The organism is Psychrobacter sp. R86515 (genome assembly GCF_042466315.1).
Classification (GTDB): domain Bacteria; phylum Pseudomonadota; class Gammaproteobacteria; order Pseudomonadales; family Moraxellaceae; genus Psychrobacter.
This window is the reverse complement of sequence record NZ_JAXHCC010000001.1, coordinates 848,382-865,678: the sequence shown is the minus strand read 5'-3', so window position 1 is coordinate 865,678 and position 17,297 is coordinate 848,382. Positions and strand designations below refer to the sequence as shown.

At 43.5% G+C, this 17,297-nt stretch carries 17 protein-coding genes; 11 read left to right on the top strand and 6 right to left on the bottom strand.

From position 1 onward, the window contains the following. Positions 1-119 precede the first annotated feature (119 nt). The 7 genes from gshA to SJY28_RS03615 all read left to right on the top strand — a co-directional run bounded on the left by gshA (position 120) and on the right by SJY28_RS03615 (position 7,860). On the top strand, positions 120-1,694 hold the full coding sequence (gshA, locus tag SJY28_RS03645) for a glutamate--cysteine ligase (RefSeq protein WP_298810983.1): 1,575 nt from the start codon (positions 120-122) through the stop codon (positions 1,692-1,694). A 105-nt stretch (positions 1,695-1,799) separates the two neighbouring features. Further along, positions 1,800-2,312: a disulfide bond formation protein B gene (locus SJY28_RS03640; protein WP_379543469.1), complete on the top strand. Its 513-nt coding sequence runs from the start codon at positions 1,800-1,802 to the stop codon at positions 2,310-2,312. A 441-nt stretch (positions 2,313-2,753) separates the two neighbouring features. Beyond that, a complete protein-coding gene (locus tag SJY28_RS03635; RefSeq protein ID WP_379543467.1) occupies positions 2,754-3,392 on the top strand; it encodes a copper resistance protein NlpE N-terminal domain-containing protein in 639 nt (212 codons plus the stop codon). A gap of 261 nt (positions 3,393-3,653) precedes the next feature. After that, entirely contained in the window at positions 3,654-5,135 is a 1,482-nt protein-coding gene (mpl, locus tag SJY28_RS03630; RefSeq protein ID WP_379543466.1) for a UDP-N-acetylmuramate:L-alanyl-gamma-D-glutamyl-meso-diaminopimelate ligase, read from the top strand. Positions 5,136-5,494: 359 nt separating this feature from the next. Continuing rightward, positions 5,495-5,749: a GlsB/YeaQ/YmgE family stress response membrane protein gene (locus SJY28_RS03625; protein WP_057757652.1), complete on the top strand. Its 255-nt coding sequence runs from the start codon at positions 5,495-5,497 to the stop codon at positions 5,747-5,749. A gap of 234 nt (positions 5,750-5,983) precedes the next feature. Continuing rightward, positions 5,984-6,538 carry a peptide deformylase gene (def, locus tag SJY28_RS03620; protein ID WP_057757649.1) on the top strand — a complete coding sequence of 185 codons (555 nt, stop codon included), beginning with the start codon at positions 5,984-5,986 and terminating at the stop codon, positions 6,536-6,538. Between the two features lie 146 nt (positions 6,539-6,684). Then, complete coding sequence (locus SJY28_RS03615; protein ID WP_379544913.1) at positions 6,685-7,860, top strand: type III PLP-dependent enzyme; 1,176 nt, start codon at positions 6,685-6,687, stop codon at positions 7,858-7,860. Positions 7,861-7,943: 83 nt separating this feature from the next. Here SJY28_RS03615 and SJY28_RS03610 read toward each other — a convergent pair whose 3' ends face one another. The 4 genes from SJY28_RS03610 to SJY28_RS03595 all read right to left on the bottom strand — a co-directional run bounded on the left by SJY28_RS03610 (position 7,944) and on the right by SJY28_RS03595 (position 11,476). After that, entirely contained in the window at positions 7,944-8,879 is a 936-nt protein-coding gene (locus tag SJY28_RS03610) for a hypothetical protein (protein ID WP_379543465.1), read from the bottom strand. 77 nt (positions 8,880-8,956) lie between these two features. Next, a complete protein-coding gene (dapB, locus tag SJY28_RS03605; RefSeq protein WP_379543464.1) occupies positions 8,957-9,787 on the bottom strand; it encodes a 4-hydroxy-tetrahydrodipicolinate reductase in 831 nt (276 codons plus the stop codon). Positions 9,788-9,959: 172 nt separating this feature from the next. Further along, positions 9,960-11,096 (bottom strand): molecular chaperone DnaJ, encoded by a 1,137-nt coding sequence (dnaJ, locus tag SJY28_RS03600; RefSeq protein WP_057757637.1) that lies wholly within the window; start codon positions 11,094-11,096, stop codon positions 9,960-9,962. A gap of 251 nt (positions 11,097-11,347) precedes the next feature. After that, positions 11,348-11,476, bottom strand: coding sequence for a hypothetical protein (locus tag SJY28_RS03595; RefSeq protein WP_267442830.1), 129 nt, complete (start codon positions 11,474-11,476; stop codon positions 11,348-11,350). A 43-nt stretch (positions 11,477-11,519) separates the two neighbouring features. On the opposite strand from SJY28_RS03595, the gene SJY28_RS03590 reads away from it, so the two are divergent. Continuing rightward, positions 11,520-12,170, top strand: coding sequence for a DUF2939 domain-containing protein (locus SJY28_RS03590; RefSeq protein WP_191114469.1), 651 nt, complete (start codon positions 11,520-11,522; stop codon positions 12,168-12,170). A gap of 154 nt (positions 12,171-12,324) precedes the next feature. Here the strand turns inward: SJY28_RS03590 and SJY28_RS03585 are convergent, their stop codons facing one another. Together SJY28_RS03585 and SJY28_RS03580 are read right to left on the bottom strand one after the other, a co-directional pair. Then, complete coding sequence (locus tag SJY28_RS03585) at positions 12,325-13,401, bottom strand: disulfide isomerase DsbC N-terminal domain-containing protein (protein ID WP_379543462.1); 1,077 nt, start codon at positions 13,399-13,401, stop codon at positions 12,325-12,327. A 377-nt stretch (positions 13,402-13,778) separates the two neighbouring features. Further along, on the bottom strand, positions 13,779-14,483 hold the full coding sequence (locus tag SJY28_RS03580) for a pseudouridine synthase (protein ID WP_102091327.1): 705 nt from the start codon (positions 14,481-14,483) through the stop codon (positions 13,779-13,781). Positions 14,484-14,680: 197 nt separating this feature from the next. On the opposite strand from SJY28_RS03580, the gene SJY28_RS03575 reads away from it, so the two are divergent. The 3 genes from SJY28_RS03575 to SJY28_RS03565 all read left to right on the top strand — a co-directional run bounded on the left by SJY28_RS03575 (position 14,681) and on the right by SJY28_RS03565 (position 17,235). Then, a complete protein-coding gene (locus tag SJY28_RS03575) occupies positions 14,681-15,283 on the top strand; it encodes a YigZ family protein (RefSeq protein WP_379543461.1) in 603 nt (200 codons plus the stop codon). A gap of 243 nt (positions 15,284-15,526) precedes the next feature. Then, a complete protein-coding gene (locus tag SJY28_RS03570; protein WP_379543460.1) occupies positions 15,527-16,624 on the top strand; it encodes a YheT family hydrolase in 1,098 nt (365 codons plus the stop codon). 59 nt (positions 16,625-16,683) lie between these two features. After that, positions 16,684-17,235 carry an acyl-CoA thioesterase gene (locus SJY28_RS03565; RefSeq protein ID WP_057757622.1) on the top strand — a complete coding sequence of 184 codons (552 nt, stop codon included), beginning with the start codon at positions 16,684-16,686 and terminating at the stop codon, positions 17,233-17,235. The last annotated feature ends 62 nt before the right edge of the window (positions 17,236-17,297 follow it).

Here is a 17,297-nt window from a genome sequence, read left to right as displayed (position 1 = left end):
GGTTTTCAAGACAGCTTTGAGCTAAACTGACGGAATTATTGACCTAACATTTACCTATTTTATGGACAAACGCTTATCGTGTTTTGATCCGCCATAATAAATAACAATAGATGACTATTATGAGTAATTTTGCGAGTAGCTTTGTTAATTTCGAAATCCCTAATTGGTTTGATAGCCAACACTTAACGGGTATGCTCCGCGGTATTGAAAAAGAGGGCCTGCGCGTAAAGCCTGATGGTTTCTTGGCACAGACCCCGCATCCAGCCAAACTTGGATCAAAACTTACCCACCCTTTTATCACTACCGATTACTCAGAAAGCCTGCTTGAGCTCATCACTGAACCAAAATCCTCACCAAAAGAAACCCTCAATATGCTGCGCCAATTGCACGTATTGGTCTATCAGGGCATACCTGAAGGTGAGCTGATGTGGCCATTATCGATGCCTTGCATGTTGTCTTCTAAAGATGAAGATATCCCACTAGCTGATTATGGTAGCTCTAATACGGGTAAGCTAAAAACCCTATATCGTAGTGGCCTTGGTATCCGCTATGGTCGCCGCATGCAGACGATTGCTGGTTTGCATTACAACTTATCTTTTGGTGATACGTTGTTTGAGACATGGCAAGCCAAAACGCCGACCGCACAAAGCCAAACGTTGACAGAGTTCAAAAACGAAAAATACCTAGGGTTGATTCGTAACTTTAAACGTCTGACCAGCCTTGTTTTGTACTTACTGGGTGCCAGTCCAAGCGTATGTCCTTGTTTCTTGGCAGGGCGTGAGCACGATTTAGAATTGCTTAATGATTCGACTTATTACAAACCTGCTGCAACTAGCCTGCGTATGGGCAAGCTTGGCTATACCAATAGCGTGCAAGAGCAGCTTGATATCCGTTACAACTATCTGCCAGAGTATGTCGATGGTCTGCGCCGTGCCATTCAAACACCGCACGAAAGCTTTGCTAAGCTTGGCTTAGAAGACGAAGATGGTAACCCAATACAAATTAACAATCATATTCTGCAAATAGAAAACGAGTACTACAGCCCTATTCGTCCTAAACAAATTGCGATGAGCGGTGAAACACCGACCGAAGCGCTTGAACGTCGGGGTATCGCCTATGTTGAGTTCCGTGCTATCGATCTTGACCCATATAGTGACGTTGGTATTCGCCTCTCTAGTGCTTGCTTCTTGGAAGTGATGGCGCTGTATTGCCTGTTCAGTGACTCACCAGACCTGCTACCTGAAGAAGAAGACACGCTCGCTATCAATCTTGAACGTGTGGTCAATGAAGGTCGCCGTGATGATTTGCACATTATCAATAATGGTCAAGAGCAGTCACTTGAAAGCTGGATGCTCACGCATCTAGAACGTATGCAGCCGCTTGCTGCACTGCTTGATGCTCACTACGGTGGTAACGATTACCGTGCGGCCGTAGCATTGATGCAAGGCAAAGCAGGACACTCTGAGTCGACTATCTCTGCACAAGTAAATTCCGATAGCAAACGCTTAGGCAGCTTATGGCAGCTTGGATTTACATTGGCTCAGCAGCATCGCGAGTCTTTATTACAGCAGACACTTAGTCCAAATACCCAAGCGAAATACGAAGTATTGGCAGAAAAATCTATCTTACAGCAAGCTGAGATTGAGCAGTCTGAAACAGAAGACTTTGCGGAATTTTTACAGCAATATCGCTAAGTTGCTAGTTATTAATTGCTAAGTCCTGACTGTGAAGTTTTGACCGCCTAATCTTGATTGCTACCCTACATCTATTATAGATAAACCCATAAGAGTAACCGCACAATGCGACAGCTAACCACTTACCGTAACCTGCAAGTATTTTTGGTGATAATGGCCATCATAGGCATGAGTTTTGCGCTGTTTTATTTACAGCGTCATCTAGGGCTTTCACCTTGCCCGCTCTGTATTTTTCAGCGTGTTGGCCTAATCGTAATGGGCGGATTCGCCCTAATATCAGCGTTGTTTAATCCTAAATCTAAAGTGATAAGACTACTGCTATGGCTTGGTAGTCTAGTAGGTATCGGCTGGGCAACTGCGGTAGCAGCACGCCATGTATGGCTGCAACACTTGCCTGCTGACCAAGTACCTTCTTGTGGTCCAGGACTGAACTATTGGCTTGATACCCTTCCTATACTACAAGTATTCAAGGAAGTATTTGCAGGATCTGGCGAATGTGCCTCTGTTGATTGGACATTTATGGGATTAAGTATTCCTGAGCAGTCGTTGATTCTATTTAGTGTACTGCTGATCGTACATGTGTTGATATTAATGCGTATCGTAAAATCTTCCAAGTAGTATCTTATGACTCAATAAGACGTTAGGTTTCTTTCCTAGTTCTGCTTTTAAAATAGACATTGCTATCTTCGATACAATGTCTTTTTTTTGTCTACTATTAACCCGCCCTTACAACCCATATTAGCGATACCAACAGGTATCGCTAATGCCAACTTATGCCTTTTAGATATAAGGCCAACAACAAAAAGCCCACAGAGATATTTTCAAGCCTTTGATATCTTTAGTCAGCTTACCTTATAAACAGATAAGCATCAGATATTTGTCGCTTTCTGCTCATAAGCTATCTGTATTTTGAATATAAGATAATGCTATCAAGTTCTTAATTTATATTATTACTACGCGCCCATGCCTTATTATCCTTATCTTTGACAATGGCTTTACGTTGTCGATAGTATAGATGAGCTTGAAAAATACTTGTTAAAAACTGTTTTTGGTATGACCATGATATATTTTGCTCCCGTTCGCTCTACTACGCTTGCTATCGTAAAACGGTGGCATCCTTCGTTACTTGTAGCGTCACTATGCGTGCTACTCGTAGGCTGTGATAGTGCATCGTCCAATACCGATAAAGACATGGTATCTACGTTCGCGTCGACTGGTTCTGAATCGCAAGAGACTTCACAATCATTGCAAGATGGCAATGCTAGAAATGCTGAGCTAGCGAGTGATGATGAGACAAGCGAAATGGTGGAGGGGCAATCACTGATTGCTGCTGCTCAGTCAAATAAAGATACCTATGCAGACAGCTCTATGGAGCGATCAGAAGCAAAAAGCAGTATGCTGCAAGCGACATTGATGGGCGATTATGGCGGTATGGTCTCTTGTACAGATTGCGACAGTATTGATGTCACATTGAACCTATTCGCTGATGGTTCCGTACTAAAAGCAAGTTATTATCATAATCCTGAAAAACCAAAAACACCCCTACTCGAATCCGGTATCTATCGACAAGACAATGACAAAATTACCATTGTCTATGAAGGAAAAAATATCGAGACATATCATATCCAAGATAACCACTTGATACGGATTGATGAACACGATAATTTAGAGGATGACTATACGTTATCTCGCAAATAAAAGCGTCATCATGCTGACGGTTAGTTGGCGTATCTCTACATACTAAAACGCCCAAATTACGTTAGCTACATAGCGCCTACTTGTTAGGCGTTTTTTATTGGTCATCGAACAGGGTTTACTTTACAATGATTGCTTGTTTGCCAAGCTGATAGGTTGATCATTGTTTATCAAAGTGGTTATTTTTACTGATGACAGCTAGGCACTTCATACTTTATTTTATCAGCTCTCTATTCTTTTCATTCAAGCGCGTACGGAACGTCTATGCATATTCATATCCTTGGTATTTGTGGTACTTTTATGGGCTCACTGGCATTGCTAGCACGTGCGCTTGGGCATACGGTTACGGGTTCAGATGCCAATGTCTATCCTCCTATGTCCACCCAACTCGAAAATGCTGGCGTGACTATCGAAGAGGGCTACCTAGTAGAGCACTTGCAACCAACGCCAGACTTAGTTGTCGTTGGGAACGCGATGAAGCGCGGCATGGATGTGATTGAGTACATGCTAGATAATGGCTTACGCTATACCTCAGGTCCGCAGTTCTTATCTGAGCAAGTATTGCAGTCACGTCACGTAATTGCCGTTGCAGGTACGCATGGTAAGACCACAACCACGACGATGCTTGCGTGGATATTACATTATGCTGGTATTGATACAGGGTTCTTGATTGGCGGTGTACCACTAGTTGATACGACTGACGAGCAGCTACAGCAAGTGTTCGCGCACAGCAGCTATTTGGGTGCTGATAAAAGCGATGATGATAAATCTGGTTACTTTGTGATTGAAGCAGATGAGTACGATTCTGCGTTTTTTGATAAGCGTTCGAAGTTCGTTCACTATCGTCCGCGCACTGCTATTTTGAATAACCTTGAGTTTGATCATGCAGATATTTTTGCAGATCTCAATGCAATACAAACTCAGTTCCATCATATGGTGCGCATGATTCCAAGCACTGGCAAAATCATTATGCCAGCCGCGACCATCAGTTTAGAAGATACGCTAGCGAAAGGGGTTTGGACACCTATTTGGCGTACTGCTGTCATCGACTCTACTTTAGCTGATACCAGCGAAAATGCGCGTGCTCTAAAAGATAGTAGCGACTGGCAGGCTGAGCTGATTCAAGAAGACGGTAGTAAGTTCAAAGTCAGTTTTGCTGCTAATGAAGATGCCTCTGCTATCGTAAACTGGTCAATGAGCGGTATCCATAACGTCAACAATGCATTAGTTGCTGTGGCTGCGGCCTATGATGTTGGCGTCAGTGTTGAGACTGCCTGTGCTGCCTTATCAGATTTCGCTGGTATCAAGCGCCGGATGGAGCTGATTGGCGACGTCAATGACATCTTAGTCTTTGATGATTTTGCCCATCATCCAACAGCTATTACAACCACATTGGATGGTGCCAAAAAGAAGCTGGCTGATAGACGCATTTGGGCTATCATTGAGCCGCGTAGTAACACCATGAAAATGGGTATTCATCAAGACAGTTTGGCTCAATCAGCGGCACTTGCTGACTACACATTATGGTACGAGCCTACTGGTTTGGAATGGGGCTTAAAAGAGGTCATCGAACAAGCTAAGGCTACTAGCGACGCTATCGGCAACCAACAAGTGTTATCAAGCATTGATGCTATCATTGAGCATATCAGCAGTCACGCAAAAGCAGGTGATGCGATTGTGGTCATGTCAAATGGCGGTTTTGAAGGAATTCATCAGCGTTTATTAACCGCATTGCATAACGGCTAACGCTTCTAGCTAAGATAAAGAAGCAGCTCTTATAAAGAAATAACCCTTCTTATTTTCCTCTATACAAATGCAGTTTATCTAATAGATGGCTGCGTTTTTTATTTCCAATATTTATATGACTTCATTTATATGAATTCGGCACTACAGGTACCACGTTAATAAACGTTGTTAGCACCACTGCTACCTTTGTAACCTTTCGTTTACTTATTGCCCTTACTCGATAGCAAATCGGACTTTTTCCTCACATAGCCCCTACAGTAGTAACATTTTATGCTTACTTTTGCGTCCGAGGAGTGTTTACAATAGATTTATCAAAACTTGTAACACATTATAAATATTAATAATATTAGGAGAATAACATGAGCTTTATTTGGATGATTATTGTAGGTTTAGTCGCTGGTTTACTAGCACGTGCTATCAAACCAGGTAATGACCCTATGGGTTGGATTATGACTATCGTATTGGGTATCGTTGGTGCAATGCTAGGTGGTTTCCTAGCTGGCCTAATCGGTATCAACGCTGATGGCGGTTTCACTGGTCTTATATTCTCAGTAATTGGTGCAATTATCTTACTGTTCCTATATGAAATGATTGTAAACAAACGCCGTGCATAATTGGTCATAAGCCATGCATAGTTTAGTCATAAATGATTACTAGCTAACTAAAATACTATATAAACAAAGCCTTGCATTAAGCAGGGCTTTTTTATGCCATTTATCATCGATAATTTAGTCTTTCTATATGCATATAGCATCATATGACTGCGAAAGTATTGATAAGCATTACTTTTGTCCCCATTTATCTTATAATATCAACCCTATTTTGTCCTTATCATTGAGGTGAGCGTTATGGCACTACTCCCTATCTTAAGTTACCCAGATCCTCGCTTGCGTACTATCGCCAAGCCTGTTAAGGAAGTGACTGCTGAAATCAAAACCTTAATCGCAGACATGATCGAGACGATGTATGATGCTCAGGGCATCGGCCTTGCAGCCAGTCAAGTGGATCATCATATTCAGCTTATCGTTATGGACTTGTCTGAAGACAAAAGCTCTCCTAGAGTTTTTATCAATCCAAAAGTCACGCCACTGGTAGAAGAAAAGCAACCGTATGAAGAAGGCTGCTTATCCGTACCTGATGTCTATGACAAAGTCGAACGTCCTAATAAAGTCCGTATCGAAGCGTTAGACGGTAACGGTGAGGTCATCGATGAGGTAGTCGAAGGACTGCTTGCTGTTTGTATCCAACATGAAATGGATCACCTAAATGGCGTAATCTTCGTTGATTACTTGTCTCGTCTTAAACAGACTCGTGCTCGTGATAAAGTCCGTAAAGTTCTTAAAATACGCGAAAAGCAAGAAGCACAATCAGCAGAAAAACAGACACAAGCCGTCAATTCTTAAAGCTCTACTCTTTATTCTTATCTTTTTATTTCGTCTTTATCCTTCACATAGTTACGTCTACAGTGAGTGTTAATATTTAGCATTCACTGTTTGGCGATAATTTTTCTAACCGATACAGTTTCCACAAAAGGTTTACTACTATGACAATGATCAAAATTGACCAATATTTTGAACCTGCCAGCTGGCAGAAATTTACCAAGGCTGCTGAAGGTCGCGAGACGCCTTTCTTAGTAGTTGACCTTAGTCGTATCGAAACCAAATACCATGAAATGGTAAGCCTGTTTCCTAATGCAAAACTGCATTATGCAATGAAAGCTAGCCCTGCGGTGGAAGTAATCGATCTACTAGCAAACCTTGGTTCTAACTTTGACTGTGCCTCTATTTATGAGCTTGATCGTGTGCTTGGTTGCGGCGTTGAGCCATCTCGTATCTCGTATGGCAACACCATTAAAAAAGCTGAGCATGTTAAATATGCCTTTGAAAAAGGCATCGATCTATACGCGACCGACTCAGAAGCAGATCTAAAAAACATTGCCAAATACGCTCCAGGCTCTAAAATATTTGTTCGTATCTTGGTTCAAGGCTCAGAGACAGCAGAATGGCCATTGTCACGTAAGTTTGGTTGCCATCCTAATATGGCAATCGACCTACTGGTTCAAGCACGCGAGTTGGGCTTAGTGCCTTATGGTATCTCGTTCCACGTTGGTAGCCAGCAAAAAGACGTCGCTGCATGGGATGATGCATTATCCAAAGTTAAATATATGTTTGACTGGATGAAGAACGAAGAAGGTATTAAGCTACAAATGATCAATTTGGGTGGTGGCTTCCCGACCAATTACATTAGCGAAGTCAATCCTATCAAAGTCTATGCGGAAGAAATTACCAGCTATCTGACTGATGACTATAATGATGACGAAATGCCGGAGATTATTTTGGAGCCGGGTCGTTCGTTGGTTGGTGGTTCAGGTGTGTTGGTCAGTGACGTGGTACTGATCTCTCGTAAGTCTGATACCGATTTGACTCGTTGGGTATATACCGATGTTGGTCTATTCCAAGGCTTAATCGAGACGCTAGGTGAAGCCATCAAGTACCCTGTATATACGCCTAAAATGGAAACCTCTACTAGTGAAGGCACAGTAGTACTGGCAGGTCCAACTTGTGACTCAACCGATATCATGTATGAAGAAGCAGGCTATCAGCTACCAGAAGAGCTTGAGATTGGTGATAAAATCTATTGGCTCACTACTGGTGCTTATACCAACTCGTACTCATCAGTAGAGTTCAATGGTTTCCCACCGCTCGAAGTGGTTTATATTGACTAGTACTTAATACTGTTCCACAAAAAAGCGCGGCACGGTTAACACCCGTATCGCGCTTTTTTGTTCTTAATGATTTGATTGTTCAACTAGTCAATTCTTAAAGAAATAGGCACGCTATTATTGTTATTAATAGTTCGGCTACCGTTACTGGTACTACTGCTTGAGTTTTGTGAAATCTGTCCAATCGTTACCCATTGTCCACGTGGCACGATCATCGTACTGTTCAATCTTTGACCTCGAACAGCATTGCTAGCACTGCCAGTGGAATTGTCAGTAGAACTCATTTGATTATAAGGTGAATTCGGCTGCACTAACCTTTCTTCCACTTGGAAAAGTTGTACTTCCATTTGCCCATTGGGCAGCAGTCTTGGTGTAACGGCAATCCCTTGTGTCGTTGGCAGTAATATTTGCTGCTGAATCACAATCTGTGGTCTTAGGTTATCGTTAGCTGAGCGATGATAAGTTGAATAGTTATTAGCATTATAGGTTTGAGTCAGTGAGTAGAGCGTACCTGTGCTGATACTCGCCGCACTGCCAGATAATGTTTGTACTTGATATAGATTACTACTCTGCTGCAAGCTGCTACGCTGACTAACAACCCCTGCACCTTGGATACCGCGATTGGTGATAATGACCTGACCCTGCTGAATATTACCTTGCCCGCTACTACTATTGCCAACACGTACAGCGACCGTCAATGCCTGTGGCTGACGGTCAATTTGAGACAACAACTGCTGTACCGCCTCATAATTGCGTGCCGTCGTCCGCAGTACCAATTTATCTTGATACGTAGTCACCGTACCACCGTCTGCGCTACTATTTAATTGCTGCCTTACTGCAGGTAGTAGGCTAGCCCCGCCATAAGTATGGATAACATAGGTTTGAGAGGTGCTGGCTTGTATGGTAATTGGTAGAACCGCTAAACTCAGCGCACCGACAGACAAACATACACGGCTCGTAAGGTTGATGGTACAAATAGCACTAATCATTTTATGCCTAATACAACGTTTGATACTATTCATACCCGCTCCCTTGCCACTATTAAGTCATCGAGCTATCAGTTATAACGCTAAACTTGACCGTCAACCATAAATAGTCGTTAGTCACTTAATCCAAGTACATCTTGCATGTTGTACTGACCTACTTCCTGCTCAACAACCCAAGTTGCGGCACGTACTGCACCAGCGGCAAATGTCATGCGCGCGCGTGCACGATGGGTAATCTCGACCACTTCGCCATCTGCGATAAACATCACAGTATGATCACCTACGATTTCGCCACCACGTACTGCGTGGATACCAATTGTTCCAGATTCGCGCTCGCCAGTTTGTCCTTCGCGGCCATAGATAGCGACGTCTTTTAGGTTCTGTCCGCGCGCTTCTGCGACGGCTTCAGCCATCATATATGCCGTACCAGAAGGTGCATCGATTTTGTGCTTATGATGTGCTTCGATGATCTCTACATCAGCATCATGACCAAACGCTTTGGCGGCCATACCGAGTAGCTTCAATGATAAATTAACGCCTGTCGAATAGTTACCCGCATATACGATAGTTATTTTCTCACTTGCTTTTGCCAGTACTTGTTCTTGCTGTTCATTGAATCCTGTCGTCCCGATGACCATAGCGACGTTATGCTCAGCACAAACTTGCATGTTTTTTTCAGTAGCGTCAGGCAAGCTAAAATCAATCAGCACATCGATATCATTAATCACAGCGGCTAAGTCATCAACGATTTGTACATTTAAATGACCGATAGCAGCAACTTCGCCTGCATCTGCTCCAACTAGGCTAGACCCTTGACGCTCAATCGCTGCTTTTAATGTAGTCTGTGCATTATTCTGTACTGCCTCGATGAGCATACGACCCATACGTCCGCCTGCACCGATTACCCCAACGTTGATAGATTTATTATTCGATTGTTCGCTCATGTTTTTACCTTAGACGTTTTATATTTGGTGAAATTATCTTTGACCATATTTATCGTAAGTTTAGCAAATATCATCACACGAAGGGCTTTTTATACTATCAATAAAAAGCCCAAAGGTTTCATGTGAAACCTTTGGGCTTAGTTTAATACTAGCTACTTAGTTAGATTATTTCTTAATCGAATAAATCGCCGATTTTTTTGAAGAATGACTTCTTATGTGGCGACTGTTGATGCTTGCTATCGTCATCCAACGTGTCTTGGAATTGGCGTAACAAGTCTTTTTGCTCACGAGTCAGATTCACTGGCGTTTCGATAACCACACGGCAAATCAAATCACCTTTCATGGTAGTACGGACTGGCGTTACGCCTTTGCCGCGTACACGCAGTAACTTACCGCTTTGCGTACCTTCTGCCACTTTGATTTTTACTTTGCCATCTAAGGTTGGGATTTCAACTTCTTTACCCAATGCTGCATCAGTAATGCTGACGGGTACATCCATATATAGATCAGCACCTTGACGGGTAAAGACATTGTGCTGTTTGACGCGTACTTCGACATATAGATCGCCGTTTTGTACGCCAGCGCCGCCTGCTTCGCCCTCGCCTGCTAGACGAACGCGATCACCATCATCGACGCCTGCAGGGATAGAGACTTCTAACGTGCGTGATTTGTCTTTTACGCCATTGCCATGACAGTCCGAACAAGGGTTTTTGATCTGCTTACCAGTACCGCCACAATGAGGACAAGCTTGCTGTACCGCAAAGAAACCTTGCTGCATACGTACTTGACCTTGGCCATGACACGTCTGACAGGTAACAACATCAGAAGCATTTTTTGCCCCTTTACCATCACAGGTATCACAAGGCGCAGGAGCCGTAAAACTGATTTCTTTTTTGCAGCCACGTACAGCTTCTTCTAATGTCAGCTCAATCACATAACGCAAGTCAGAGCCGCGACGCGAACGCCCACCGCCGCCACCACGCTGCTGACCGAAGATATCACCGAAGTTACCAAAGATATCGCCAAAGATATCTTGGAAGTTACCGCCACCTGCGCCGCCGAAGCCGCCGCCACCCATACCGTTTTCAAAGGCTGCATGGCCCATACGGTCGTAGGCTGAACGTTTCTCTTCGTCGCTCAATACTTCATAAGCCATTGAAGCTTCTTTGAATTTGTCTTCCGAATCAGGATCATCAGAGTTGCGATCTGGATGGTATTTCATGGCAAGCTTACGGTAGGCTCGCTTAATTTCTTTGCTGTCAGCGGTCTTGCTGACACCTAATATTTCATAAAAATCGCGCTTACTCATGCTCTCTCCTATCGTCTTTACAGCCACACCGGTTCGTCAAATCATCAGCTCAGTTGATAATTGTCTTAATCTTATTCGTGGTTCTTAGCTAGTGGATATGTATTACGTTTCACATGAAACATAATAACTCACCAAGCTATAGAACCATAATGCTTAGACTTAACCAACAAATACGGTGAAGGCTGCTTAGCCAAATCAATTATAAAAAGTTTGCGCTATTTATGGAGATGGTCTGCTGATTTATCAAGCTCTTAAATGATGAAATTAGCAGTTGGCATCGCTGCGGCAAAAGCCAAACGATTCATTAAGGTTACTGCAAAGCTTTTCGTACCTGAGCGGTGCATAGTCGTGCTAATATTTACCGTCACATCTACGGTCATTTATACTCATAGTGATGACGATTGCGACAAGGTATCAAGTCTTATGAAAAAGCTGGTTATTCTATTAATCATCATTGCGGTAGCAGTGTATGCAGGCTCGCCTTATTACAGTGCTTATCAGCTCAAAAACGCTTATGACGATAAAGATGGTGCCACTATCGCAGCGGCTATTGATTATGAGCAAGTGCGACCAAGCGTCCAAAACCAGCTAACCAGCCAATTTGCGACGACAATGACTAAGTATCCATTAATTTCTGAATTGGGTGGTGAGCCGTTGACCCAAGCCGCGAATGGTTTTATCGCGCAGGCAGTTGAAGGGGCCATCACCCCGCAGAATATCGAAAAAGTGATTAATACCCAAGGTCAAGCCAATACAGCAACCAAAGAGCTAGCCGCAGCATGGGCCATCGCTAGCAATCAAGTTGACTTGAAAAACCTAATTCAGAGCTTAATTATTCAGCGCGGTGATGTCGATGCCGTGGTCAAAAGCCAAATGCAGCAAGTCATGAAAAAACAAGCTGCCGAACTTGAGCAGCAAGTCGCCCAAGGCAATGACAGCGAGAAGCCAACGCTGAGCTACTGCGGTATTAACTGCTTTAGTATTAGTGGTCAGGTAAAAGGCTATCCTCTCACTATCGAGATGCAGCGTGAAGGGCTTATCAATTGGAAAATCGTTGATATCGTCTTACCATAAATTATTTAAGACAGCTTTTGAGACGCAAAAACCTCTGAATAGAACCAAAAAAAACCGCCTTATGAACTGATTCATAGGGCGGTTTTTTTACTTTGTTTAGCAGTCCAATACCTTAAAGTTTTGAATTGCTAGAACACTTAACCCTACGAGTTGATTATTCAACACCCAAGAACTCTAGAAATTCTGGACTCTCAAAACTCGCCTGATATAGCACGCCATCTTCACGATAGATTGCAGGCGTCGCCATTACCGCGAGTCCAGCTGCTTTTTCACGATTGGGTGTTACATGGTCAACTGTACAACTTGCTGATGCAGGCGTCATTTCACCCTGTAGCATCGCCTTATCAAATGCCTGACGACGACTGTCTTCATCCGCTTGGCACCAGATACCACGCATCTGTTTTGGTGACGCCTCATATATCGGATAGCCGATGACATTGACCGTCACGCCTTTTGCATTGAGTGAGGGCACTTGCTGATGTAATCGGCGGCAATAAGGGCAGTTCACATCATCCGCCACATAGATAACAGCTCTTTCAGTAGTGGTTGCTGGATAAGTAATCAGCTGGCTTTTGTCTAATGACGCAAACACAGACTGGTTTTTATGTTTTTCAAAGTTCTCATCGAGGCCGATAAATTGACCATTTTCGATGACTGATATTTCACCATCGGTAATGTACTGCGCATCATCTGATAGTAAAAACGGCACCCCTTCTAGCGTTGCTCCCCAGATAACACCTGGTACTGCGGTATAAAAGAATGGTGTTTTAGCGCTCATGTTCTTAAGCGCAGCCATATTTGCTAGCATATTTGATTTGACTGAGGCACTGACAGGTTTACCTACTTTGCTACTGTTGCCCGCGCTATCACTACGCGTTGGCGTTTCGGTGATAACTTGCTTACTTGGGTTTTTCTGTAGCTCACCTTGTATGACGTAGCGACCATCTTCGGTGATGTGCAGCGGCAACTGGCCGGCCAAATTCACTTGATACATATTGGGCAGTTTGGATGGCACAATAGAAGTAATCTGTGTTTTGATGCCTGCTTGGGTCAGTACTTGGCGTAATCGCTTATCAACAGTCGCACTCACTGTCTGAGTTGCTTGCGAATTTGTAGTGCTTTGCGTTACGTTATTACTGTTGGCATCCGCTGAACTTGGCTGAGCACAAGCAGTGGTTGCTAATAGTATGACGCTGATTAGACTAGTGGACTTTAATACAGGTAATGTCACAGAGAGATTCCTATCTGGTTTTTAATGATGGCAGTTTTCAATATTAAGACCAATTCCAAATCTACTACTAACTGAAAGGTAGCAATACATTTTCTGATTAGTCAGATTTTTAGAGTTGGTTTCAGGGTTGTCTATCATAAAAATATAGATAAAAAAGACTGTAGCATATGGGATAGTTTTGCAAAGCACTAAATGGCTAATGTCGCAAAACTGCTACTTATCTTTAAGAGATAGGCAACACAGGTAGGTAGTAGACATAAATACAATATAGCAGACCGCAAAAAGCAGCACACTGGGTAGCGGCTGCTAATGGGTTTAAAACGATAGTTTCAAGACAAATACTAAGGCCAAAGCTTAATAGTTTCAGTGCTTATTTCTTAAAACTTGGCAACTTCTTCTGGCGTTAAGAAACGGCTATCGCCTTTTTCTAGGCCTTCTAGATTGATATGACCGATACTAGCGCGGTGCAGCTCAGTTACTCGATTACCGAAGTAACCCATCATACGTTTGACCTGATGGTATTTGCCCTGCTCCAATGTTAGGCGTGCATGTTTTTCATCGATGAATTCAAGAATAGCAGGCTTGGTTGGCTCATAATCACCTTCAAGCAAGATGCCTTCAGCCACTTTTTTCACAGCTTTTTCTTGTGCATCACTATCCATTGCATCTGCCAAAGTCAGCTCGTACACCTTTGCATGTTCATGCTTAGGACTGGTGACACGGTGCAGCCAGCCGCCATCATCACTCATCAGCAATGCACCAGTAGTATCGACATCGAGACGTCCAGCGATACGCAAGCTGCCCAATTCTGGTACAGCAATCAGTTCAGTGACAATTGGATACTCTTTAACTTTTAGCGTGCACTCAAAGCCTTCAGGCTTATATAACAAGATATAGCGATTACCCGCAGCGACCGACAACGGCTCGCCTGCCCACATTACATCATCATTGACCACATCGACATGTAGGCCAGGATCTTTAACCACTTGATCATTTACGGTGATTTCGCCGGCGTGCATGATCTTTTTTGACTCTTTACGCGACAGCTCAGTGGCTTTACTAATGAATTTATCTAAACGCATACTATTTACTACCATCGGTTTTATTATACCAGCCCTAAATTAGAAACTAACGACGCCAGCACTCAGCCGTGAGCGGTTCGTTATCTTCGATGGTTAGAAATGGTACTATAATGAAAAATTAAATGAACACTGTGCTCAATACAAAAGCCAGTGAAAGTCAGACCAGTTTAACATATCCAACCTAAGCCTGATGAAATATGAGCTATCAAACGTTAAAACGTGCCGTTACCACGCGACTCGAAATTAAAAAATCTGAGTTTATCGCTTACGCCTATCCGGTGACTTCTCGCGAGCAAGCAATGTTTCACGTGGAACAACTACGAGAACAATATCCCGATGCCCGCCATTTTTGTTGGGCATACATCATCGGTGATCCAGATAATACCACCAGTGCTGGTTTCGATGATGATGGTGAGCCAAGCGGTACGGCAGGCAGGCCGATATTGAATGTACTGCAGCATAAGTCGATCGGCAATGTGATTATCGTCGTAGTACGTTACTTCGGTGGTATCAAATTGGGTGCTGGCGGTCTTACCCGTGCTTATGCGGGCTCTGCTCAAGCGGCCGTCGACGAGATGATATTAAACCCTTATGTACCGATGACCCAGATTCAGATACTGGCAGAGTTTGCGACCGAAGCGCAATGCCGCTATATGATAGAGAGCCTTGGTGGTCATATCGACGATGTTGCCTATAGTAAGCAAGTAACCCTAACCGCTACACTTGCTGAAGCAGATATCGAAAACTTAAAAGCGCGCTTAGCAATGGATGGTCGAGTATTGGATAAACCAGAATACTAAAAATCTGACTAGCTACTCTCATCGGCCGTTTCAGATAGTTTTCTTTTCAATATGCTTATTCGTTAAATTGTTTCAGGAGCTGCTTCTCAGTAACTGCTTTGAGTAGCTAATTTCCAGTAGCTGCTTTCAGTAATCATGCGTTCACTGAAAATCATTGGTTTTCACAGGTACTGGCGTTATGATAAAAAACCCTTACCACGCTACTCTATTCGTTTTTCCACGATTATTAAATAAGACCAATATATGCCAACTTCAACCAAACCTTTTTCTCCAGCACCTTTTAAGCCACCATTTTGGCTGACCAATCCACACTTGCAAAGCATCTTACCTAAGTTTTTTGCGCCAAAGGCACCGACCTACCGCCGCGTGGTCGAAAAAGACTCATTGGACGAGAGTGATATTGCCTATGACTTTTATGATGCGCATCCTGTAGAAGTGTCAAAAAATGGCGAGCTTGAGCAAACCCCATTGATTGTCTTATTTCATGGGATGGAAGGCAGTAGTGACAGTCATTACGCTCGCGCACTAGCGTACCAAATGCACGCGCAAGGCTGGCATTTTGTGGTGGCACATTTCCGTAGTTGCGGTGGTATTCCTGCTAGTGGCACAGTATTTTATAATGCAGGCGACACTGACGAGGTGCATCATGCGCTACAGAATTTGCGTGAGCAGTATGCCAATATCTATGCCGTTGGTGTCTCATTAGGAGGCAATGCACTGGCCAAATACATGGGCGAATATGAGGACAAAGTCCTATGTAAAGCTGCCGTTGTTATCTCCGCGCCAGTCGATATGTCTTCAGCTGCCATTACTATGCACAGCTTTTTGAGTCATCGTATCTATACGCCTTATCTGCTTAACCCAATTATCAAAAAAGCATTGGCAAACGATCTTACTCAAGATGAAATCAACTCTATCAAAGCTGCCAATCGTATCAGTGATTTCGATGACATCTTTACCGCGCCGCGTCACGGATATCGCTCCAAAAACGACTATTATCATACCGCATCCGCCATGCCGTATTTGCGCAACGTCACTCACCCTCTGCTATTAATCAGTGCAAAAGACGATCCTTTTATCGGGTTCACTGCTACCCCAAATGATGTCTCTGAGAGTGTCACTATCTTAGATACTGAGCACGGTGGGCACATCGGTTATCTGCGTTATCGCTCAGACAACGGTCAGTCCAAAAGCAAATCGTCTGTCACCAATGATAAAGAGTCAAAGACTTCAAAGTTCGATATCAACTGGATACCTGAAACTGTCAGCGCTTATTTTAATTGGATTGGTGTTCCTTCGACTAGCGAACCTTCTCAAGATGTAACCTCTGACAATAAATAATCACTGTCATCAATGACAAAATAATAAAGCCAACGTTTATAACCTTTTGAGAGTGTTTTATGTACCCATTTATCCGTTATGCTAGCACCATCGCTCATGCTGCCCTAAAAGCAAAAAAAGGCGACACACTGACGTTTAAGGACACCAGTGAGATTCAGTTTCGCTGCCGCTTATCCGATATAGATAATTTTTTGGAGATGAATAACGGCCGCGTATTTACGCTGTATGATTTGGGTCGTATGGACTTTGCGGTGCGGACTGGGCTTGGCAAGCAGTTGTTAAAACAACGCTGGGGTTTGGTCATCGCTGGCAGTACTATTCAATACCGTAAGCGTATTCGCGCCTTTCAAAAAGTCACGCTCAAGACCAAAATCGTCGGTATCGACGCGCGCTGGCTGTATATTGAGCAATCAATGTGGGTCAAAGGACAGCCCTGCTCATCTGGTCTACTGCGTACCGGTGTAACCAAAGGTGGCAGAGTGATCGACACGGCACAAGTATTGGCTGCACTTGGTCAATCTGACTGGGATCTACCGCCAACAGGTTACGTGGCTGAGTGGATCAAAAGTGATGCTGATCGTCCGTGGCCACCTGTCGATACAGCTGACTAACTAGACTTGATAAAATAGTAATCCATTACTTTTATCTTATCTAACAGATAGTACAAGCAAGC